Source organism: Paracoccus sp. (in: a-proteobacteria), from assembly GCF_046289755.1.
GTDB lineage: Bacteria > Pseudomonadota > Alphaproteobacteria > Rhodobacterales > Rhodobacteraceae > Paracoccus.
In genome coordinates, this window is the sequence record NZ_JBKBVD010000047.1 from 1 (window position 1) to 22098 (window position 22098).

General features: G+C 68.7%; 19 protein-coding genes and 1 pseudogene. 14 read left to right on the forward strand and 6 right to left on the reverse strand.

The window, feature by feature from the left end; all coding sequences use genetic code 11:
- Positions 1-23: 23 nt before the first annotated feature.
- The 5 genes from urtA (at position 24) to urtE (ending at position 5936) form a co-directional block, all read left to right on the forward strand.
- Complete coding sequence (gene urtA, locus ACK41U_RS15300) at positions 24-1283, forward strand: urea ABC transporter substrate-binding protein (protein WP_409681845.1); 1260 nt, start codon at positions 24-26, stop codon at positions 1281-1283.
- A 98-nt stretch (positions 1284-1381) separates the two neighbouring features.
- Positions 1382-3250 (forward strand): urea ABC transporter permease subunit UrtB, encoded by a 1869-nt coding sequence (urtB, locus tag ACK41U_RS15305; RefSeq protein ID WP_409681847.1) that lies wholly within the window; start codon positions 1382-1384, stop codon positions 3248-3250.
- A 4-nt stretch (positions 3251-3254) separates the two neighbouring features.
- The gene (gene urtC, locus ACK41U_RS15310; RefSeq protein WP_409681806.1) at positions 3255-4490 is read left to right on the forward strand and encodes an urea ABC transporter permease subunit UrtC; all 1236 of its coding nucleotides are present in this window, start codon (positions 3255-3257) and stop codon (positions 4488-4490) included.
- Positions 4487-5227, forward strand: a complete 741-nt coding sequence (urtD, locus tag ACK41U_RS15315) for an urea ABC transporter ATP-binding protein UrtD (protein WP_409681808.1) — start codon at positions 4487-4489, stop codon at positions 5225-5227. The genes urtC and urtD overlap by 4 nt, the downstream gene beginning before the upstream one ends.
- 1 nt (position 5228) lies before the next feature.
- A complete protein-coding gene (gene urtE / locus ACK41U_RS15320; protein ID WP_409681809.1) occupies positions 5229-5936 on the forward strand; it encodes an urea ABC transporter ATP-binding subunit UrtE in 708 nt (235 codons plus the stop codon).
- A 105-nt stretch (positions 5937-6041) separates the two neighbouring features.
- Here the strand turns inward: urtE and ACK41U_RS15325 are convergent, their stop codons facing one another.
- A complete protein-coding gene (locus ACK41U_RS15325; protein WP_409681811.1) occupies positions 6042-6491 on the reverse strand; it encodes a DNA polymerase III subunit chi in 450 nt (149 codons plus the stop codon).
- Positions 6492-6675: 184 nt separating this feature from the next.
- Positions 6676-8157: a leucyl aminopeptidase gene (locus ACK41U_RS15330; protein WP_409681813.1), complete on the reverse strand. Its 1482-nt coding sequence runs from the start codon at positions 8155-8157 to the stop codon at positions 6676-6678.
- Positions 8158-8266: 109 nt separating this feature from the next.
- Here ACK41U_RS15330 and lptF point away from each other — a divergent pair, with 109 nt between their 5' ends.
- Genes lptF through rsmA form a run of 6 tightly spaced genes read left to right on the forward strand, consistent with a single transcriptional unit; the run spans position 8267 to position 16121 of the window.
- Positions 8267-9409: an LPS export ABC transporter permease LptF gene (lptF, locus tag ACK41U_RS15335; protein ID WP_409681815.1), complete on the forward strand. Its 1143-nt coding sequence runs from the start codon at positions 8267-8269 to the stop codon at positions 9407-9409.
- On the forward strand, positions 9406-10515 hold the full coding sequence (gene lptG / locus ACK41U_RS15340; protein WP_409681817.1) for an LPS export ABC transporter permease LptG: 1110 nt from the start codon (positions 9406-9408) through the stop codon (positions 10513-10515). Before lptF ends, lptG begins: the two co-directional genes overlap by 4 nt.
- The gene (locus ACK41U_RS15345; RefSeq protein WP_409681819.1) at positions 10512-12938 is read left to right on the forward strand and encodes an LPS-assembly protein LptD; all 2427 of its coding nucleotides are present in this window, start codon (positions 10512-10514) and stop codon (positions 12936-12938) included. The genes lptG and ACK41U_RS15345 overlap by 4 nt, the downstream gene beginning before the upstream one ends.
- 34 nt (positions 12939-12972) lie before the next feature.
- The gene (locus ACK41U_RS15350; RefSeq protein WP_409681821.1) at positions 12973-14238 is read left to right on the forward strand and encodes a peptidylprolyl isomerase; all 1266 of its coding nucleotides are present in this window, start codon (positions 12973-12975) and stop codon (positions 14236-14238) included.
- A gap of 4 nt (positions 14239-14242) precedes the next feature.
- Entirely contained in the window at positions 14243-15220 is a 978-nt protein-coding gene (gene pdxA, locus ACK41U_RS15355; RefSeq protein ID WP_409681823.1) for a 4-hydroxythreonine-4-phosphate dehydrogenase PdxA, read from the forward strand.
- A gap of 43 nt (positions 15221-15263) precedes the next feature.
- Positions 15264-16121: a 16S rRNA (adenine(1518)-N(6)/adenine(1519)-N(6))-dimethyltransferase RsmA gene (gene rsmA / locus ACK41U_RS15360; protein ID WP_409681825.1), complete on the forward strand. Its 858-nt coding sequence runs from the start codon at positions 15264-15266 to the stop codon at positions 16119-16121.
- 756 nt (positions 16122-16877) lie between these two features.
- Here the strand turns inward: rsmA and ACK41U_RS15365 are convergent.
- From ACK41U_RS15365 to speB, 4 genes and pseudogenes are all read right to left on the reverse strand, one after another.
- Positions 16878-17144 (reverse strand): annotated as a pseudogene (locus tag ACK41U_RS15365) (DUF4167 domain-containing protein); the annotation flags it as partial.
- A gap of 263 nt (positions 17145-17407) precedes the next feature.
- Complete coding sequence (prmC, locus tag ACK41U_RS15370) at positions 17408-18232, reverse strand: peptide chain release factor N(5)-glutamine methyltransferase (protein ID WP_409681827.1); 825 nt, start codon at positions 18230-18232, stop codon at positions 17408-17410.
- Complete coding sequence (gene prfA / locus ACK41U_RS15375; protein WP_409681829.1) at positions 18229-19284, reverse strand: peptide chain release factor 1; 1056 nt, start codon at positions 19282-19284, stop codon at positions 18229-18231. Before prfA ends, prmC begins: the two co-directional genes overlap by 4 nt.
- Positions 19285-19403: 119 nt before the next feature.
- Entirely contained in the window at positions 19404-20363 is a 960-nt protein-coding gene (gene speB / locus ACK41U_RS15380; protein WP_409681849.1) for an agmatinase, read from the reverse strand.
- Between the two features lie 298 nt (positions 20364-20661).
- On the opposite strand from speB, the gene rpsF reads away from it, so the two are divergent.
- From rpsF to rplI, 3 genes are read left to right on the forward strand one after another with little or no spacing between them, the layout of a single operon-like run.
- Positions 20662-21138 carry a 30S ribosomal protein S6 gene (gene rpsF / locus ACK41U_RS15385; protein ID WP_409681831.1) on the forward strand — a complete coding sequence of 159 codons (477 nt, stop codon included), beginning with the start codon at positions 20662-20664 and terminating at the stop codon, positions 21136-21138.
- Between the two features lie 13 nt (positions 21139-21151).
- The gene (gene rpsR / locus ACK41U_RS15390) at positions 21152-21379 is read left to right on the forward strand and encodes a 30S ribosomal protein S18 (RefSeq protein ID WP_131573965.1); all 228 of its coding nucleotides are present in this window, start codon (positions 21152-21154) and stop codon (positions 21377-21379) included.
- 13 nt (positions 21380-21392) lie between these two features.
- The gene (gene rplI / locus ACK41U_RS15395) at positions 21393-21977 is read left to right on the forward strand and encodes a 50S ribosomal protein L9 (RefSeq protein ID WP_409681833.1); all 585 of its coding nucleotides are present in this window, start codon (positions 21393-21395) and stop codon (positions 21975-21977) included.
- Positions 21978-22098: the final 121 nt, after the last annotated feature.

Here is a 22098-nt window from a genome sequence, read left to right on the forward strand (position 1 = left end):
TGACCAGGCTGACCAAGATCCTGATGATGACCAGCGCCCTGACGCTGGCCCACACCGCCCACGCACAGGAAGGCGAGCCGATCAAGATCGGCGTGCTGCATTCGCTGTCGGGCACGATGGCCATTTCCGAGACCACGCTGAAGGACACGGTCCTGATGCTGGTCGAACAGCAGAACGCCAAGGGCGGCGTTCTGGGTCGCCCGCTTGAGGCGGTCGTGGTCGATCCGGCCTCGGACTGGCCGCTCTTTGCCGAAAAGGCGCGCGAGCTGCTGACCATCTCCGAGGTCGATGCGATCTTTGGCTGCTGGACCTCGGTGTCGCGCAAATCGGTGCTGCCGGTGATCGAGGAACTGAACGGCCTGCTGTTCTACCCCGTCCAGTACGAGGGCGAGGAATCGTCGAAAAACGTCATCTATACCGGCGCCGCGCCGAACCAGCAGGCGATCCCCGCGGTGGATTACATGATGGAGGAACTGGGCGTCGAAAGCTGGGCGCTGCTGGGCACCGACTATGTCTATCCGCGCACCACGAACAACATTCTGGACGCCTATCTCAAGGATCAGGGCGTCGCGGCCGAGGACATCTTTGTCAACTACACGCCCTTTGGCCATTCCGACTGGTCGCGCATCGTGTCCGACGTCGTGGCGCTTGGCGCGGGTGGCAAGAAGGTCGGCGTGGTGTCCACCATCAACGGCGACGCGAATGTGGGCTTTTACAAGGAACTGGCTGCGGCGGGCGTCTCGGCTGACGACATTCCGGTGATCGCATTCTCGGTGGGCGAAGAGGAACTGTCGGGTCTGGATACCGCCAACCTCGTGGGCCATCTGGCCGCCTGGAACTATTTCCAGACCGCCGAAAGCCCCGAGAATGACGAATTCATCGCGGCCTGGCACGCGTTTACCGGCGATACCAGCCGCGTGACCAACGATCCCATGGAGGCGACGATGATCGGCTTCAACGCATGGGTTGCCGCCGTCGAGGCCGCAGGCACCACCGATGTCGATCCGGTGCTGGAGGCCATCGTGGGCGTCGAGGTGCCGAACCTGACCGGCTCGACCGCGACCGTCCTGCCCAACCACCACATCACCAAGCCCGTCCTGATCGGCGAGATCCGTGCCGACGGCCAGTTCGACATCGTCAGCCAGACCGACCCGGTGCCGGGCGACGCCTGGACCGACCACCTGCCCGAATCGGCGGTGCTGGAGGCCGACTGGCCCGGCAAGGAATGCGGCATGTGGAACACCGAGACCGAAAGCTGCGTGCAGGTTCAGTCGAACTATTGATCTGACGAACGGGCGGCCCGGCGCCGCCCGTCCCTTTCCAAAAGGATACGCGCGTGAGACGCCTTGCCCTGATCGCTCCGCTGCTGGCGGTGCTGCTGATGCCGCTTGCCGCCCTGGCAAACCCCGCGCTTGATGCGCTGATCACCGAGAATATCGACCAGATCGAACAGCCCTCGCGCCGCACGGTTGAACCGCTGGTGGCGCGGATCGCCGCCACCGGCCCCGAGGGGCTGGCGCTGCTGCAGGCCTGGTCCGACCGCAATCTGGGGCTGGTCGATGGCCGCGCGGTGATCGTGGATGGCGACAGCGCCACCGATGCCGTCACCGGCGCCCCCGTCACCGCGGACCCGCAGATGCTGCGCCCCAATTCCGGCGTGCGCGGCGTGATCGAGGCGGCGCTGGCCGCAGGCGCGCTGAGCGATGCCGACCCCCGCCGCCGCAGTGCCGCGCTGGACAGCCTGTCGCGCGGCGGCGATGCCGATGCGCTGACCGCGCTGCGGGGCGCGCTGGACGATGCCGACCCCGCGCTGGCCGCCCGCAAGGCCCGGCTGGAACGGCTGCTGACCATCCAGCATGACCCCGACAGCGCCGCCCGCGTCACCGCGATCGAGGAACTGGCCGGCGATGTCGGCCTCGATTTCCGCGCCGCCCTCAACCCGCTGATGGCGACCCGCCGCGTGGTGACGACCGGCGAACCGCAGGGCAACGTCGCGCGCGAATTGCGCGCGGGCAGCGATGATCTGCCGCGCGAGGCCGCCATCGCCCTGCTGACACAGGAGGGCGTGCTGGACCCCGCCCTGACCAATGCCGAACAGCGCACGCGCCTTGCGGCCAATATCGTGAACAACAGCGTCGGCGGCATCCCGGTCAGCCAGCTGTCCGACCCCACAGCCCGCGACCGCGCCTATGAGGCGCTGGAGGCCGCAGGCGCCGTTCCCCCCGCCGCCACCACGGCCGAGATCGACGCTGCGCTGGACGCCCACCGCTTTTTCGACATCTATACCGAGGCCGACCCGGCCGTGACCGATGCGGCAGAGGCCGCCCATATCCGCGCGCAGGTGCGGCTGGCGGCGATGCAGGGGATCGACCTGGGGCTGGACGCGCTGTCGCTGGCCTCGATCTATTTTCTGGCGGCCATCGGTCTGGCCATCACCTTCGGCGTGATGCGCGTCATCAATATGGCGCATGGCGAATTCATCATGCTGGGCGCCTATACGGCATTCACCGTGCAGACGCTGATCGCCGACCGCACGTGGTCGCTGATCGTGGCGCTGCCGCTGGCCTTTGTCGTGACCTTCGCGGCGGGCGTCGTGCTTTACCGGCTGGTGATCCGCCATCTGGCGCACCGCCCGCTGGAGACGCTGCTGGCGACCTTCGGCGTGTCGATCGCGCTGCAACAGCTGGCCAAGAACATCTTTGGCACGCAGGCCCGCCCCCTGACCGCGCCCGCATGGCTGGAAGGGTCGATCACCATCAACGACGTGATCAGCATCAGCTCGATCCGGGTGGCGATCTTTGTGCTGGCATTGCTGTTCCTTGGCCTGTTCCTGTTCATCATGAAACGCACGCGGCTGGGGCTGGAGGTCCGCGCCGTCACGCAGAACCCCGGCATGGCGGCCAGCATGGGAATCAACCCCGACCGCATCGCCATGATGACATTCGGGCTTGGGTCCGGCATCGCAGGCATTGCGGGCGTGGCCATCGGGCTGTTCGCGCAGGTCACGTCGGAACTGGGTCAGAACTATATCGTCCAGAGCTTCATGACCGTGGTTGTCGGCGGTGTCGGCAATATCTGGGGCACGCTGGCGGGCGCCACGCTGATCGGCGGGCTGTCAAAGGTGATCGAGTCGCTCAATCCGTCGAACACGCTGGCGGCGCAGACCTTCATGATCCTGTTCATCATTATTTTCATCCAGTTCCGGCCCCGTGGGATCATCCCGCAAAAGGGCCGCGCGGCGGAGGTCTGAGCCCATGAACCGCACCCCTTTCGTGCTGCGCAACCCCTCGATCCTGATCGTGCTGGCGCTGCTGGCGGTGTTCACCGCCGCCGTCACCGCCGCCAGCGCGGCCTACGGCACCGGCGCGCTGCCCACCTCGACCGTCAAGATCCTTGGCAAGACCCTGTCTCTGGCGCTGGCCGCCGTGGCGATGGATCTGGTCTGGGGCTATCTGGGCATCCTGTCGCTTGGCCAGATGGCGTTCTTTGCCCTTGGCGGCTACATGATCGGCCAGTGGCTGATGTATGCGCGCACCGAAACCGTCGTGGCAGCCCAGCTGGCGCAATCGCCCATCCCCGCCACCGCGCAGGAATTGCAGGACGCGGTGACGAACCAGATCTTTGGTGTCGTGGGCAGCGCCGAGCTGCCGATGGCATGGAGTTTCGCGCATTCGCTGACGCTGCAACTGATCCTTGTCGTGGCGGTGCCCGGCCTGCTGGCGCTGGTGTTCGGCTGGCTGGCGTTTCGCAGTCGCGTGAACGGCGTCTATCTGTCGATCCTGACGCAGGCGATGACGCTGGCCTTAGCGCTGTGGCTGTTTCAGAACGACAGCGGGTTCCGGGGCAATAACGGGCTGTCGGGGCTGCAGAACATTCCGGGGCTGGATCATGTCAGTCAGGCCACGCTGTCGGTCTGGTTCCTCTGGGCCTCGGCCCTTGCGCTGGCCCTGGGCTATATTCTGGCGGCATGGCTGGTCAGCGGCAAGTTCGGCAGCGTCGTGCGCGCCATCCGCGACGATGAAACCCGCGTGCGGTTTCTGGGCTACCCGGTCGAGGGGTTCAAGCTGGCCGTCTTTGCCATCGCCGCGATGATGACCGCGATTGCGGGGGCGCTGTATTACCCGCAGGCGGGGATCATCAACCCGGCCGAAATGATGCCCATCGCCTCGATCTATCTGGCGGTCTGGGTGGCGATCGGCGGGCGCGGGCGGCTCTATGGTGCGGTCATCGGCGCGGTGGTCGTGTCGCTGCTGTCCAGCTGGTTCACCGGCGGGCGGGCGCCCTCGATCAACCTGCCGGGCTATGTGGTGAACTGGGTCGACTGGTGGCAGGTGCTGCTGGGCCTGTCCTTCGTGCTGGTCACGCTGTTTGCGCCCAAGGGCATCGCCGGGGTGTTTGACTGGCTGGAAGGCGTGCTGCCGCCACGCCGCCATGGACGCGACATGGGGCCGGATCAGGGATCGCTGCAGGAAAAGGAGGCCAAGGCATGAGCGCGCTGCTTGAGGTCAATGGCATCACCAAATCCTTTGACGGGTTCCGGGCGATCAACAATCTGTCGTTCTCTATCGACGCGGTGGAATTGCGGGCCGTGATCGGGCCGAACGGGGCGGGCAAGACCACCTTCATGGACATCGTGACCGGCAAGACCCGGCCTGACGCGGGCGAGGTGCGGTTCGGTGAGACGGGCAAATCGCTGCTGAAGATGAACGAGGCGCAGATCGCGCGCGAGGGAATCGGTCGCAAGTTCCAGCGCCCGACCGTGTTCGAGGATCAGTCGGTCGCCGACAACCTGACCATGGCGCTGAAGGCCGACCGCAGCCCCTTTGCGGTGTTGCGCTGGCGGCCCTCCGCCGTGTCGCAGGCGCGGGTGGCGGAACTGGCGGCCGAGGTGGGCCTGTCGGAACAGGTGGACCGCAAGGCGGGTGAGCTGAGCCACGGGCAGAAGCAATGGCTGGAGATCGGCATGCTGCTGGCCTCGGCCCCGCGCCTGCTGCTGGTGGATGAACCTGCCGCAGGGATGACGCTGGCCGAGCGAGAGCAGACGACGACGCTGCTGTGCCGGCTGGCCGAGACGCGGGCGGTGGTCGTGGTCGAGCATGACATGGATTTCGTGCGCCGCCTGAACTGTCGCGTGACGGTGCTGCATCAGGGATCGGTGCTGGCCGAGGGCAGTCTGGACCATGTGACGCGCAACCCTGAAGTCATTGAAGTTTATCTGGGGCGATAAGATGTTAGAGGCCAAGAACCTGACCCTGCACTATGGCGGCAGCCAGATCCTGCACGGGATCGACATTGCCGCGCGTCCCGGCGAAGTGACCTGCGTGATGGGCAATAACGGGGTCGGAAAGACCTCGTTGATGAACCTGCTGGCGGGGCGGCATCCGCGATCGGGCGGCGGGATTTCTCTGGACGGCAAGGTGCTGGGGCGGCTGTCGGCGCAGCGGATGGCACGGATGGGCGTGGGCTATGTGCCGCAGGGGCGGGCGATCTTTCCGATGCTGACCGTGCGCGAGAATATGGAGACGGGATTTGCCTGTCTGCCGCGCGGCGAGCGGAAGATCCCCGACGAGATTTTCGAGAGTTTCCCGGTGCTTGCCGAGATGGCGCACCGGCGGGGCGGCGATCTGTCGGGCGGCCAGCAGCAGCAGCTGGCGATTGCGCGGGCGCTGATCACCAAGCCACGCATCCTGTTGCTGGACGAGCCGACCGAGGGGATCCAGCCCAATATCATCGCCCAGATCGGGCGGGTGATTGCGGGCCTGCGCGACCGGGGCGATATGGCCATCGTGCTGGTCGAGCAGTTCTTTGATTTCGCCTGGGATCTGGGCGATGCGTTTCTGGTGATGGAGCGGGGGCGCGCGGTCATGCAGGGGCCGAAGGCGGGTCTGTCGCGCGAGGATCTGCATGCGCGGCTGGCGGGGCATGCCGCCGCCTGAGGGTCGTTGTCGCGGACGGTGGCAGGGGGGCTGACTGCCCCCCTCCTGGCCTGCGGCCAGTTCACCCCCCGTGGATATTTGGTGGACCAAAGCAGGGCTGAGGCGTCAGCGCTTTCTTTCCCAACGGCCTGATTCTTCTGACCAATATTCGGATTCGATCCCGGCTGTCGTGAGCTGGCGCCATTGGTCGCGGGCGGTGGCCATGGCGGCGCTGTCGCCGCCGTCGAAGAGGATGCAGGCGCGTTCGAGAGGCGCGATCTCGGACGGGTCGAGAGGCGCGCCCTCGACCGTCATCAGGCAGGCGGGGGCGTTTTGCGCCGTCTGGCCGGGCAGGGTCAGCAGGACCGGCTGGCGGGCGTCATGGGGGGTGCCCGCCGGGCCGTGGGGCAGGAAGCCGTCGCCTTGCCACAGATGCTGGTCGAGGCGGGTGAGGCGGTCGGGGGTGGTGGCGCGCAGCTCGACCCGCCAGCCGGCGCCGAGGGCCCTGGTCAGCAGGACCGGCAGCAGGTCTTCCGCCGGGGAGCGGGTGAGGTGGTAAAAGAGCGCCTTGCCCATCAGAGCCGTCCGCGCAACGGGCGCGCAACAGCTGCGGGCGTTGCGTGCGGGGCGGGTGCGGCCCGGGCGGCCTGAACGCCCAGCAAATGCTGGGGAACAGGCCGCACCGGGCGTGCACGCCCGCAGCACGGGGCGTGCACAGCCTGTACACCGCTTGCGGGCGTTGCGGGGGTCATCCTGCGGCTCAGGGCGTTTCGAACCGGTCGCGCACGAGGCGGTCGAGCGTCATCACGCCCCAGCCGGTCGCGCCTTTGGGGGCCAGATCGGTCGCCGTGGGCGGCAGCGCCACGCCCGCGATGTCGATATGCGCCCAGGGCTGGCCATCCTTGATGAAGCGGGCGAGGAACTGCGCCGCCGTGATCGCGCCTGCCGGGCGGCCGCCGGTGTTCTTCATATCCGCCAGACGCGACTTGATCAGCGTGTCATAGGAGGGGCCCAGCGGCAGGCGCCATGCGCCCTCGCCCTCGGACCGGGCGGCGGCAAGGAAGCCCTCGGCCAGCGCGTCGTCATTGGCGAAGACGCCCGCATTGTCATGGCCCAGCGCGATGATGACCGCGCCGGTCAGGGTGGCCAGGTCGATCACGGCGGCGGGTTTGAATTCTTCCTGCGCGTACCAGAGCACATCGGCCAGAACCATGCGGCCCTCGGCATCGGTGTTGATCACCTCGATCGTGTCGCCCTTCATGGATTTCACGATGTCGCCGGGGCGTTGGGCGCGGCCATCGGGCATGTTCTCGACCAGACCGACCAGACCCACGACATTGGCCTTTGCGCGGCGCAGGGCCAGCGTGCGCATCACGCCCGCCACCACGCCCGCGCCGCCCATATCCATGGTCATCTCTTCCATGCCCGCCGAGGGTTTGATCGAGATGCCGCCGGTGTCGAACACGACGCCCTTGCCGACCAGCGCCAAGGGCGCCTCGTCGCCGCCGCCGTTCCAGCGCATCACCACCACCTTGGAGGGCGATTCGCTGCCCTGACCCACGGCCAGCAGCGCACGCATGCCCAGTTTCGCCAGTTTCTTTTCGTCCAGCACCTCGACCTCGAGCCCCAGTTCGCGCATCGCCAGCAGGCGGTCGGCGAAATCCGAGGTGGTCAGGACATTGGCCGGTTCGTTGATCAGGTCGCGGGTGAAGAACACGCCCTCGGCCACGGCGGCGGCGGCGGTGGCGGTGCGGGCCAGCGCCTCGGGGTCCTTGACCATGAAGGTGACGCGGGGGCGGGCGGGAGGACTGGCGGGCTGGTCGTCATCGCGGCGGGTGCGATAGGCGTCGAAGTCATAGCCGCGCAGCGCAAGGCCCAGCGCGACCTCGCCCGCCAGCTTGTGATGGCCCGCCAGCACCAGCATATGCTGGCCCGACAGCCGCGCGCCGATGGCGGCACCGGCGCGGCGGGCCTCGGGGACGGTCGCACTGCCGGGCAGGCTGATCAGCAGCAGCGTCTCGGCCTCCAGCCCCGCCGGAAAGGCCAGTTCCAGCGCCTGACCTGGCTTCAGCGCCTGACCGGTTTTGGAGCCCAGCGCGCGGGTCGCGGCGTCGCGCACGGGGCGCGGCAGGCGGCCCGGCAATTTGCCGTCGGCGCCGATCAGCAGCGCGATGCGGCCCTGATGCGCGGCAAGCGCGTCATTGGCGGTTTCGGTGAAGCTGATTTCGACTGGCTGCGTCATGGGGGTCCTCACGTCTGGTTGCGCCCGACCCTAGACCTGCTCCCCCCTCTTTTCCAGAGGCACCCTTGCCGCTAAGCAGGATCACGATATTCAGCCGCAAAGGCCCGCAATGCCCCGCATCGACCGCTATATCCTTGGCCAGTTCACCATGCTGTTCGGCTTTTTCGCGCTGGTGCTGGTGTCGGTCTACTGGATCAACCGCGCCGTGCGGCTGTTTGACGAGCTGCTGAGCGACGGGCAGACCGCGCTGGTGGTGCTGGAATTCACCGCGCTGACCCTGCCCATCGTGATCGCCACGGTGCTGCCGGTCGCGGCCTTTACCGCCGCCGCCTATGGCACCAACCGGCTGGCGGGGGAATCCGAGCTGGTGGCGATGCAGGCCGCGGGCCTGTCGCCCTGGCGGCTGGCGCGGCCGGTGGCGGTGTTCGGGGTGATGGTGGCGGTGATGGTCGCGGTGCTGGTGCACGGACTGGTGCCGATGGCGCGGGCGCGGCTGGCCGACCGGCAGACCGAGATCGCCGAGAACGCCACCGCGCAGTTCCTGCGCCCCGGTGCGTTTCAGTATCCGGCGCGGGGGATCACCCTGTTCATCCGCGAGATTGCCGCCGATGGCAGGTTGCTGGACCTGTTCATCGAGGATGCGCGCAACCCGGCCAATACCGTCAGCTACAGCTCGGAAGAGGCGCTGGTGGTGCGGACCGAAACCGGGCCGGTGCTGGTGCTGCTGAACGGGATGACGCAGAGCCTGCGGCAGGCTGAGGCGGGCGCGGGCGCGGGGGGCACGGGCGGGCGGCTGGCGGTCACGCGGTTTGCGGAGTTCAGCTATGACATCGGGGCGCTGACCGGCGGGGCCTCGGCCCGGGGGCGGGATCTGCGCGATTACGGGACCTTGCGGCTGCTGAACCCGGATGCCGAGATGCTGGAGGCGACGGGCGCGGGGGCCGGTGACGCCCGGCGCGAGGCGCATGAGCGGATCGCCCAGCCGCTGCTGTCGCCGGTGGCCGCGATGATCGGGTTCGCGACGCTGCTGATCGGGGGGTTCTCGCGCTTTGGGGTCTGGCGGCAGGTGGGCTGGGCGGTGCTGGCGCTGATCCTGGTGCAGTTCCTGTCGAATGCCGCCGCCAGTCAGGTGGGGCGCAATGCCGGGCTGTGGCCGCTGCTGTATCTGCCTGCCGTCATCGGCGCGGTTCTGTCGGCGGGGCTGTTATGGCTGGCGGCGCGGCCGCGCGGGCCGAAAGGGGGCGGGGCATGATCCTTGCGCGCTATGTTGCCCGGCGGTTTCTGCGCGGGTTTCTGCTGATCGCGGGGGTGTTCCTGCTGATCCTGTTTCTGATCGACATGATCGAGACGGTGCGCCGGTTTTCGGGCCGGGGTCTGGGGCTGGCGGAGGCCGCCGGGATCGCGGCGCTGAATGTCGCGGGCAGTTTCTATTCGATCCTGCCGCTGGTCACGGTCCTGTCGGGGATCGCGCTGTTTCTGGGGCTGGCGCGCAGCTCGGAGATGGTGGCGATCCGGGCCTCGGGGCGGTCGGCCTTGCGCTGCATCGCCGCGCCTGCGGTGACGGCGGCGGTGCTGGGGGGGCTGGCGGTCGCGCTGGTGAACCCGCTGGTCGCGGTGACGGGGCAGCTGTACGACGATGCGGTGGCCGCGATCGACCGGAACGGGCGCCAGACGGTCAGCATCAGCGACAGCGAGGTCTGGCTGCGGCAGGCGGTGCAGACGGGCGGTGAGGAATCGGGCCAGATCGTCATCCGCGCCCGGCGCACCAGCCCCGATGCGACGGTGCTGTATGACGCCAGCTTTCTGATATTCGACCGCGACCGCGGCCCGGTGCGCCGGATCGAGGCGCGGCAGGCGCGGCTGGAGCCGGGGCGCTGGCAGCTGTCGCAGGTGCAGGACTTTCCGCTGGACACAGCCAACCCGCAGGCCGAAGCGCGGCAGCACGAGACGATGATGCTGGACTCGGATCTGACGGCGCAGCGCATCCGCGAGGGGTTTGGCCGCCCCGATGCGGTGCCGGTCTGGCAGCTGCCCGCCTTTATCGACGGGCTGGAGCGGGCGGGCTTTTCCGCCGCCCGCCACAAGGTCTGGTTCCAGATGGAGCTGGCGCGGCCCGCGCTGATGGCGGCGATGATCCTGATCGCGGCGGGGTTCACCTTGCAGCATGTGCGCGGGCGCAACACCGGCGGCGCGGTGCTGCTGGCCTTTGGCGCCGGGATCGCGCTGTTCTTTTTGCGCAATCTGGCGCAGGTTCTGGGCGATAACGGCCAGATCACCCCGGCCATGGCAGGCTGGACGCCCCCCTTTGTGGGCGCCCTGCTGGCCATCGCCCTGATCCTGAAACGGGAAGACGGATGAGCCAGCGCAAGACCCATCACCGCAGCACCCCGGCGCTGGTCCCGGCTGTGGCCGCAATGCTGGCGCTGGCCGGTCTGGCGCTGGGGGCGGGGGCGCAGGGGATCATGCAGGACAGCCCCTATGGCGGCGGGGTGGGGATGACCGCGACCGCGCCATCGGGGGCGCCATCGGGGGCGCCGCTGGTGGCGCCGCTGGCGGGCAATGGCGGCGCGGCGCTGGCGCCCACGGCGCCGTCACTGGGCAGCGCGCCGGTGGGCGACCGCACGCCCAGTCAGGGCGCGCCGATGGTCGTCAGCCCGGATGCCGATGTCACGCTGCCGGGCGGGCCTGCGGATGAGGGCGGGGCGGCGACGGTGCTGGCCGACAATGTGGTGCTGCGGGGCGACCGCACGCTGATCGCGGCGGGGGGCGTGGTCGTCTGGTATCAGGGCGCCCGGCTGGTGGCCTCGCGCATCATCGTGGACGGGCGCAGCGGCGCGCTGACGCTGGAAGGGCCGATCCATCTGTCGCGGCCCGGCGCCGCCGATCCTGACGCCGAGGCGATCCTGATCGCCGATTCGGGCCAGCTGGACCGCGAATTGCAGAACGGCATCCTGCGCGGCGCCCGTCTGGTGATCGCCCGCGAGATGCAGCTGGCCGCCGCCGAGGCCGAACGCAGCAACAATGGCCGCACGACCACCCTGCGGCGGGTCGCGGCCTCGTCGTGCCAGATCTGCGCGGGCGATCCGGCGCCCCTGTGGGAGATCCGCGCCCGCACGATCAGCCATGACGCCGAGACCCGCCGCCTGTCCTTTGAGCATCCGCAGTTCCTGATCTATGGCGTGCCGGTCGCGGGCCTGCCTGCGACGGTCTCGGCCCCCGATCCGACGGTGGCGCGCCAGACCGGGCTGCTGCGACCCCGGACGCGGACCACCTCGGGGCTGGGGTTCGGGGTCAAGCTGCCCTATTTCATCACCCTTGGCGATCAGGCCGATGTGACGCTGACGCCCTATCTGTCCTATTCGCGCACCCGCACGCTGGAGGCGCGCTATCGCCACGCCTTCGCCAATGGCGCAACCGAATGGAACGGCGCCGTCAGCCGCGACGACCTGCGCCCCGGCAAGACGCGCGGCTATCTGTTCGGCGTGGGCCAGTTCGATCTGCCGCGCGACTATCGGCTGGGGGTGCAGGTGCAGGCCGCATCCGACCGCGCCTATCTGCTGGATTACGGCATCACCAATGCCGACCGGCTGTGGAGCGGCGTCAGCCTGGAACGGGTCCGGCGCGACAAGCTGTTCTGGGGCCGGGTCGGCAATTATCATTCGCTGCGCGAGGACGAGGACAACGACACCTCGCCCGCGCAGGTCGCGGATGCGCTGTGGGTCCGGCGGCTGACGCCCGCGCTGATCGGCGGCGAGGCGGCGCTGGAATGGTCGGTCCATGCGCACAGGCGCCCCTCGGATGCCGATGGCGAGGGGCGCGATGTGGCGCGCGGCTCGGTCGGGCTGAACTGGCGCCGCAGCGAGATCCTGCCGGGCGGCGTGGTGGCGGCCGCCATCGCCGGGCTGGACGCCGATCTGTACCGGATCGCGCAGGACAGCCTGTTCGAGCCGGTCGTGGGCCGTCTGGACCCGCTGATCGGGGCGGAACTGCGCTGGCCGCTGGCGACCAGCCGGGGCGGCGCCACCCATCTGGTCGAGCCGGTCATCCAGCTGCTGTATTCCCCGGCCGGCGGCGATGACGACATCCCCAACGAGGACAGCCGCCTGATCGAATTCGACGAGGGCAACCTGTTCTCGGTCAACCGCTTTCCCGGCCATGACGCACGCGAGACGGGGTTGCGCGCCAATGTCGGCGCGACATGGACGCGGACCGACGCGGCGGGCTGGTCGCTGGGGCTGACCGGGGGCCGGGTGCTGCGCGCGCGCAAGGCGCAGCAGTTCTCGGACGCGGCGCCGGTGGGCGGGCGCACCTCGGACTGGCTGCTGGCGGCGCATTTCGACAGCGGCACCGGGCTGGCCATCGCCAACCGGGCGCTGTTTGACGACGAATTCCGCGTCTCGCGCAATGAATTGCGGCTGGGCTGGCTGCGGCCCGACCTGCAGGTCTCGGCCGGGCATCTGTGGATCGACAGCGATCTGGGCGAGGGCCGCGAGCGCGACATCAGCGAGCTGGCGGGCACGGTCGGCTGGCAGATCGCGGATGGCTGGTGGGGACAGGCCGAGACGCGCTATGATTTCGTGGCCGGGCGGGCGCAGCGGGCCTCGTTGCAGGTGACCTATCGCAATGAATGCGTGGCGGTCGAAACCGGCCTCTCGCGCCGGTTCACCAGTTCGGATACGGTCCGGCCGGAAACCAGCCTTGATCTGTCGGTCCGCCTCAGCGGCTTTGGTCAGGCCGAGGCGGGTCCGGGCACGGTGGCGCGGCGAAGCTGCATGCGCTAGATTGCGCGGCAAGGACAGAGAAAGAGGGCAGCGAATGCGGCATATCCTATCGGGCGTGATCCTGGCTGCGGCGCTTGGCATGGCAGCAGTGCCGCCAGCAGCGGCGCAGGGCCTGTTCCAGCCGGTCGTCTATGTGAACGACAGCGCCGTGACCGGCTATGAGGTCGATCAGCGGATGCGCTTCATGCGGCTGCTGGGCGCCCCCGCCGTCACCGCGCGCGAGGCCGAGCAGGCGCTGATCGACGACCGGCTGCGGCTGCAGGCCGCCCGCCGCCTGGGCATCGAGATCACCGAAGAGGGCCTGGCCGAAGGGCAGGAGGAATTCGCCGCCCGCGCGGGTCTGGACAGGGCGGGCTTCACCGCCCAGATCGGCCGCGCAGGCGTCGAGCCGCAGGTGTTCCGCGATTTCATCGAGGCCGGGACCGTCTGGCGCGAGGTCGTGCGCGCGCGCCTGCTGCCGCAGATCAGCGTCTCGGATGCCGAGCTGGAGCAGGAGCTGCGCCGCGTCATCGAAACCCCCGTCATCGACCGGGTGCTGTTGTCGGAACTGATCATCCCCGCGCCTCCGGGTCAGGAGGGGCAGGCGCTGGCGCTGGCCGAACGCATCGCCGCCTCGAACCCGACCGAGGCGCAGTTCGCCGCCGCCGCGCGGGAATATTCGGCGGTGCCCTCGGCGCAGGCGGGCGGGCGGCTGGAGATGGTGCGGCTGGACAACCTGCCGCCGGCGCTGCGCCCGGTCCTGACGGCCCTGCAACCCGGTCAGGTCTCGCAGCCGCTGACGGTCGAGGGCGCGGTGGTGCTGTTCTTTTTGCGCGACGCGCTTGGCACGGTGCGCCCCGGCGCGGGCGCGCAGCTGCTGGATTACATGGTGCTGCGGCTGGCATCGGTGGACGAGGCCGCGCGGCTGTCGCAGGTCACGCGGAGCTGCGATGACCTCTATACGCAGGCGGGCGCGGGGGCGGACCAGATCCGGCGCCAGACCGCGGGCCCCGAGGCGATCCCCACGCTGATCGCCACGCGGCTGGCCTCGCTGGACCCCGACGAGGCGACGGTGCTGCCCATGGGCGACGGCACGGCAGAGCTGGTGATGCTGTGCTCGCGCCAGCCGGCGCTGGCGCCCCTGCCCGCGCCGCAGGTGCCGCTGAGCGCGCAGACCCCCGATGGCATCGGCGGCGACCGCGCCGAGGGCGTGCCCGAACGCGAAGAGCTGCGCAGCCAGATCTTCAACCGCAAGATCAACGCGGCGGCGGAAAACCTGCTGGCCGATCTGCGCGCCGATGCGCTGATCCGGCGGCCCTGAAGGCATGGCACAGCGCATCCTGCTGACCTGCGGCGAACCGGCGGGGATCGGCCCCGAACTGGCGCCGCGGGCGCACGCGGCGGGCGTCGATCTGGTCTGGCTGGGCGATCCGCGCCACCTGCCACAGGGCACGCAGATCGCGGAAGTGGACGACCCCTCGGACCCGGTTCCGGCGGGCCACCTGCCGGTGCTGCGCCATGACTTTCCGCACCCCGCCACGCCGGGCCACCCCGATGCGGCCAATGCCGCAGCCACCATCGCGGTGATCGCACGCGCCGCCCGGCTGGCCATGGCGGGCCGGGTCGCGGCCATCACCACGGCGCCGATCAGCAAAGAGGCGCTGCAGACCGGCGCGGGCTTTGCCTTTCCCGGCCATACCGAGTTTCTCGCCCATCTGGCGGGCGATCTGCCGGTGGCGATGATGCTGGCCTCGACCACGGTGACACCGCCCTGCCGGGTGGTGCCCGCCACGATCCACATCCCGCTGGCCGATGTGCCCGCAGCCCTGACCGAGGCCGCGCTGGAACAGGCGATCCGGCTGACCCATGCCGCCCTGATCCGCGATTTCGGCATCCCCGCCCCCCGCATCGCCATCGCCGGGCTGAACCCCCATGCGGGCGAGGGCGGGCGCATGGGCCAGCAGGAACAGCAGATGATCGCGCCGCTGATCGCACGGCTGCGCGCCGAAGGGCTGAGCCTCACCGGCCCGCTGCCCGCCGACACGATGTTTCACCCGCCCGCGCGCGCGCGCTATGACGCGGCCATCTGCGCCTATCACGATCAGGCGCTGATCCCGATCAAGACGCTGGATTTCGCGGGCGGCGTCAATGTCACGCTCGGCCTGCCCTTCATCCGCACCTCGCCCGATCACGGCACCGCCTTCGACATCGCGGGCCAGAACCGCGCCGATCCCTCCTCGACCATCGCCGCCCTGACCATGGCCCGCGACATGGCAAAAGCCAGATCCGGCTCCGGCGCATGACCTTTCTTCTTCACTCAAATATCCATATCCCGACGCGGCAGCCATGAGCACCATCGACAATCTTCCGCCGCTGCGCGAGGTCATCACCACCCATGACCTGCGCGCAAAAAAGCAGCTGGGCCAGAATTTCCTGCTGGACCTGAACCTGACCTCGAAAATCGCGCGGCAGGCGGGCGATCTGCGCGATTGCGACGTGCTGGAGATCGGCCCCGGCCCCGGCGGGCTGACGCGCGGATTGCTGGCCGAAGGCGCCCGCCATGTGCTGGCCATCGAAAAGGACGCCCGCGCCCTGCCCGCGCTGGCGCAGATCGCCGACCGCTATCCGGGCCGCCTGACCGTGATCCATGGCGACGCGCTGGAGATCGACCCGCTGGCCCATCTGACGCCGCCGATCCGCATCGCCGCCAACCTGCCCTATAATGTCGGCACCGAACTGCTGATCCGCTGGCTGACCCCGCCCCAATGGCCGCCCTTCTGGCAGTCGCTGACGCTGATGTTCCAGAAGGAAGTGGCCGAACGCATCGTGGCCCGGCCCGGCGACAAGGCTTACGGCCGCCTTGCCCTGCTGGCGCAATGGCGGGCCGAGGCGCGGATCGTCATGTCGCTGCCGCCCGAGGCCTTTGTGCCCGCGCCCAAGGTGCATTCGGCGGTGGTCCATCTGACCGCCCTGCCCGAACCCCGCTGGCCCGCCGATCCGGCGGTGCTGTCGCAGGTGACCGCGACGGGGTTCAACCAACGGCGCAAGATGCTGCGCGCGGCGCTGAAGGGGCTGCATCCGCAGATCGAAGCGCTGCTGGAAGAGGTCGGCATCCCGCCCACCGCACGGGCCGAAGAGATTGATCTGGAACGGTTCTGCGCGCTGGCCCGCGCGCTGGCCCGCGCGCGGGCCGCCCCAACCTGACCCCCGCCACCTGACCCCCGCCGCCAAAGCCCAATGAAAAAGACCGCAGGCCCGAAGGCTTGCGGTCTGAATGCCTGGTCCTGCGGCCCGCAAAGGGGCGCGCGGGCCTCAGTCTTCGCTCTTGCCCGCGGGGGCGGTGGCCGGCGCTTCGGCGGTCTCGCCTGTGGCAGCGGCGGGCTTGCGCCGGCTGCGGGCCGGGCGCGGCGCCGGGGCGGCAGCCTCACCGTCGGTGTCGCGGGTTTCGGTCTCGCGCGCTTCGGTCTTGCGGGGGCGCGAGCTGCGGCGCTTGGGCTTGTCCTGCGCCTCGGGCGTGGCGACCGGGCCTGCACCCTCACCCACCGGATCGGGCAGACCCAGAGGCGCCTGATCCTGCACGGGCTGGGCCGCGGCGGTCTGGTCCTCGGGCGCTGTCACCTCACGCGCAGCCCCTTCGCGGGGACCTGCATCGCGTGGCGCAAAGTCGCGGGGGGCCACATCACGATGACCGGACTCCCGCGACCCGCCATCCCGCGCAGCATAGTCACGCGCCGGAGCATCCCGGTTTGGTCCACCACGGTCCTGACCCGAGCGGTCCTGACCACCCCTGTCCTGGCCGCCGCGATCCTGATCGCGCGCGCCAGCATGACCATTGCCATTGCCGTTCTGGCTGGCATGGCCATAGCCATGACCATAGCCATGGGTGCTGCCCTCATCCTCGCCACCCTGACGGTATTGCGGATTGTGGCCCTGATTCTGGCCACCGCCCTGCCCGCCATTCTGGCCCTGCCGCTCGACCATCTCGCGCTGCGCCTCGCCCAGCATGCGGGTGTAATGCTCGGCATGCTGAAGAAAGCTCTGCTCGGCCACGCGGTCGTGGGACAGCTGCGCATCACGCGCAAGCGTCAGGTATTTCTCGATTATCTGTTGGGGGGTGCCACGCACCTTGCCTTCGGGTCCCGAGCTATCGAAGACGCGGTTGACAATATTCCCCAGCGAACGCTGGCGGCTCGACTTATTACGCGAACGTGATTTTGATGATCTCATCAGTCTGTCTGTCAGGTTGTCGGGTCGTCTTGGCACAGGCTTCGACGCACGGCGTTGGATGACGGCAGCAGCGGCGCATAATGCCGGTGCGCTCAGCCCTGCCTAGACCTTCGGGGGCGCAAGGCACCCCGTGGGATTAGACTTTTTCAGGCTGACCGATGCGAGGGGTTCCCCCCTCGTCACGCAGCCGACTAACCATGCCGCGCCCCCCGAGACAAGCGAAAACTTGGGAAAATGCACCGGGCGGGCGACAAACCGCGCCGTCAGGCCGGGAAATGCGCCATCACGACCCGGTCGCGGCCATCCAGATCGGGCAAAACCCGCACCCCGGCGCCCGCCCCCTGAAAGAGCGCCGCGACCGCCTGCCCCTGCGCCGGTCCGATCTCGGCCAGCAGATGCCCGCCCGGCGCCAGATGCGCCCGGCAGCCCGCCGCAATCGCGCGATAGGCCGACAGCCCGTCACCGCCATCGGTCAGGGCGGCATGCGGCTCCCAGTCGCGGACGTCCGCGGACAGACCCGCCATTTCGGCGGCGGAAATATAGGGCGGGTTCGAGACGATCAGATCAAACTGCCCCTCGACGCCCGCAAACCAGTCGGCGCGGCGAAACCGCGCCGTGACGCCAATCCGGCGGGCATTGAAGCGCGCCACCTCCAGCGCGGCCTCGGACAGGTCGGTGCCCAGCCCGGAGGCCCCCGGCCGCGCCGCCAGCAACGAGATCAGGATCGCGCCACTGCCCGTCCCCAGATCCAGAACCGAGGCCCAGTCCAGCGCCAGCGCCGCCTCGACCAGCGCCTCGGTCTCGGGGCGGGGGTCCAGCGTGTCGCGGGTGACCTTGAAGCGATGCGCCCAGAAATCGCGGAAACCGGTGATCTGGGCCACCGGCTGGCGCAGCGCGCGGGCGGCGATGCCCCGGTTGAAGGCCGCAGCCTCGTCCGGCGTCAGGTCGCGGTCCTCGGTCATCCGCAGCGCCCCCGGCTCGATCCCCAGCACGGCGGCCAGAATGCGGTCGGTGTCGCGCGCGGCCCCCTCGATGCCCGCGGCGCGCAACAGGGCGCTGCCTTCGGCCTGCGCGTCCGACAGCCTCACGTCTGATCCGCCAGCCGGGCGGCCTGATCATGGGCGGTCAGCGCGTCGATGATCTCGGCCAGATCGCCGGCCATGATCCGGTCCAGCGCGTACAGCGTCAGGTTGATGCGGTGATCGGTCATGCGGCCCTGCGGAAAGTTATAGGTGCGGATGCGTTCGCTGCGATCGCCGCTGCCGACCTGAGACTTGCGGTCGGCGGCACGGGCGCTGTCGGCCTCGGCCCGCTGCATGTCATACAGCCGCGCCCGCAGCACGGCCATGGCATTGGCGCGGTTCTGGTGCTGCGACTTCTCGGAACTGGTCACGACGATGCCGGTGGGCAGATGGGTGATGCGCACGGCGCTGTCGGTGGTGTTGACATGCTGGCCACCCGCGCCGCTGGCGCGCATCGTGTCGATGCGGATGTCGCCCGCCGGGATGTCGATCTCAACATCATCCGCCGCCTCGGGCAGCACCGCGACGGTCGCGGCGCTGGTATGGATGCGCCCGCCCGATTCGGTCGTGGGCACGCGCTGAACCCGGTGCACGCCGGATTCGTATTTCAGCCGGGCAAAAACCCCCTCGCCCTCGATCCGGGCAATCGCCTCCTTGACGCCGCCCAGCTCGGTCCGGGTCAGGTCCAGCATCTGGACCTGCCAGCCCTGCGCCTCGGCATGGCGGCGATACATCTCCAGCAGATCGCCCGCAAACAGCGCCGCCTCGTCGCCCCCGGTGCCGGGACGGATCTCGATGATCGCGGGCCGCGCATCGGCGGCATCCTTGGGCAACAGCGCCACCCGCAGCCCCTGCTCCAGCGCCGGCAGCCCGGCCTCCAGCCGCGCCAGCTCATCACGGGCCAGCTCGCGCATCTCGGGATCGGCCAGCATGGCGCGGGCCTCGGCCAGCCCGTCCTGCGACGTCCGCCACAGGCCGATCTGCTCGACCACCGGCTTCAGCTCGGCATATTCACGACTGATCCGCGCGATCTGATCGGGCGCGGCCCCGGCATTCAGCTGCGCTTCGAGAAACTCGAACCGCTGGACAATCTGGATCAGGCGATCTTGGGGCAACATGACAGCGCCTTACCCCCGGCCCCGGCACAGGACAAGCAGCACCCGCCTGCTTTGGTCCGCAAATATCCTGCCGGGGGGTGTGGGGGGACGCAAAGTCCCCCCACCATCGCGACCGCCGCTCACCGCCGGTTCCAGCCCAGAAGCGCAATCAGCTCGACCGCCACATGCGCCCCGGCAATCGCGGTCGCCCCGGTGGTATCATAGGGCGGCGAAACCTCGACCACATCGCCGCCGATCAGATCGACCCCGGCCAGCCCGCGCAGCAGCGCGGCGGCCTGCCAGCTGGCAAGCCCGCCCCAGACCGGCGTGCCGGTGCCCGGCGCGAATGCCGGGTCCAGCGCATCAATATCAAAGGTCACATAGCAGGGCCGGTCGCCGACAACGGCCCGCACCCGCGCCAGAACCGCCTCGACGCCCTCGCGGTGAACCATCGGCGCATCCAGAATCGTCACCCCCATCGTGTCGGGATTGTCGGTGCGGATGCCCACGGCCACGCTGGCCGCCGGGTCCACCAGCCCCTCGCGGATCGCCTTGTACAGAAACGTGCCATGGTCGATCCGCGCGGGATCGTCATCGACCCATGTGTCGGAATGCGCATCGAACTGGATCAGCGCCACCGGCCCCCGCCGCGCCGCCACCGCCCGCAGAATCGGCAGGGTGACCGAATGATCGCCGCCCAGCGTCACCGGCGCCGCCCCCGCATCCAGAATGGCACCCAGATGCGCCTCGATCCGCCCCGGCACCTCGTGCACGGCGGCATAATCGAATGCCATATCGCCATGATCGACGATGTTCAGCAGGCTGAACGGATCATAGCCCCAGCCATAGGGCGCATCGAATGCCTGCAGGGTGGAGGCCTCGCGGATCGCGCGCGGCCCGAACCGGGTGCCGGGCCGGTGCGTCACCGCCTGATCGAAGGGAATGCCGGTCACCGCGACATCGACCCCCGCCAGATCCTTGGAATAGCGCCGCCGCAGAAAACTGACAGCCCCGCCAAAGGCATTCTCGAACGACAGCCCGCGCGCATCCGCCCGCGTGAAGGCCTGATCCACCTGCGTACCCGCATCCTCCAGCGCCATCATATCCCCCTGACCTGCACTCATCCCGCAATCTGCGGCGCGGACACAGACGCCGCAAGCCCCGCCCCCTGCATTGGTCCACAAATATCCCGGGGGGCCACCGTCAGGTGGCGGGGGCAGCGCCCCCTGCCCGGCCAGCGACCCCGCACCACCCCCCGAATCGCCTTGCATCACCGGGCTTTGCCGCTATAAAGCCGCATCCTTCCGCCGTGATTCATGCAATCGGTGCAGCCTCTCGTGACGGATGCGGAAGGGACGATCCGTCGATGAAATGCGCCCCTATGACGAAAGGATCGCCATGCCTCTGTATGAGCATGTGCTGATCGCCCGCCAGGACCTGTCGAACACGCAGGCCGAAGGGCTGATCGAACATTTCTCGACCATTCTCGCCGATAACGGCGGCAAGGTCGTTGAAAACGAATATTGGGGTGTCCGCACCCTCGCCTACAAGATCAACAAGAACCGCAAGGGCCATTACGCCTTTCTGCGCACCGATGCCCCTTCGGGTGCGGTGCTGGAAATGGAACGTCTGGCCCGCCTGCATGATGACGTGATGCGCGTGATGACCATCCGCGTGGACGAACATCAGGAAGGCCCCTCGGTCCAGATGCAGAAGCGCGAAGAGCGTGGCGAGCGCGGTGACCGGGGCGATCGTCCCCGTGGCGACCGCCCGGACCGTGGCGATCGCGGCGACCGTCCCCGTGACGGTGACCGTGGCGGCGACCGCGGTGACCGGGGCGGTGATCGTGGCGGCGAACGCCGCGAGCGGAACTGAGAGGATCTGACCCATGGCCAACAAACCCTTCTTCCGTCGCCGCAAGGTCTGCCCGTTCTCGGGCGATAACGCACCTGCGATCGACTACAAAGACACCCGCCTGCTGCAGCGCTATATCAGCGAACGCGGCAAAATCGTGCCCTCGCGCATCACCGCCGTCTCGGCCAAGAAACAACGCGAGCTGGCCCGTGCCATCAAGCGCGCGCGTTTCCTGGCCCTGCTGCCCTATGTCATCAAGTAAGGAGACCTGAACGATGCAAGTCATCCTGCTGGAACGTGTGGCCAAGCTGGGCCTGATGGGCGAAGTCGTGAACGTCAAGCACGGCTATGCCCGCAACTACCTGCTGCCGCAGGGCAAGGCGCTGCGCGCCTCGGAGGCCAATATCAAGGCGTTCGAAGGCCAGAAGCAGCAGCTTGAGACCCGCAACGCGGAATCGAAAGCCGAAGCCCAGAAAATCGCCGACAAGCTGGACGGTCAGACCTTCGTGGTCATCCGCTCGGCCTCGGATTCGGGCGCGCTGTACGGCTCGGTCACGACCCGTGACGCCGCCGACGCCGCCACCGAGAACGGCTTTACGGTCGACCGCAAATCGGTCGTCCTGCGCGAGCCGATCAAGGATCTGGGCCTGCATGACGTCACCGTCGTGCTGCACCCCGAGGTCGAAGCGACGATCACCATGAACGTCGCCCGTTCGGTCGAAGAGGCCGAGCTGCAGGCACAAGGCAAGTCCATTCAGGACATGAACGCCGAAGCCGATGCCGAAGCCGAATTCGAGATCGCCGAACTGTTCGACGACATCGGCGGCGCCGATGACGGCGAAAGCGACGACCGGAACTGATCTTTTCTTAAGATTTCGTTAATATCTGCATGATATGAGCCGCGCCGGGAAACCGGCGCGGCTTTTCATTTGTTCACCTTGAAATTGCAGATCGGCGTGGCACGACCTAGTATGGATATGA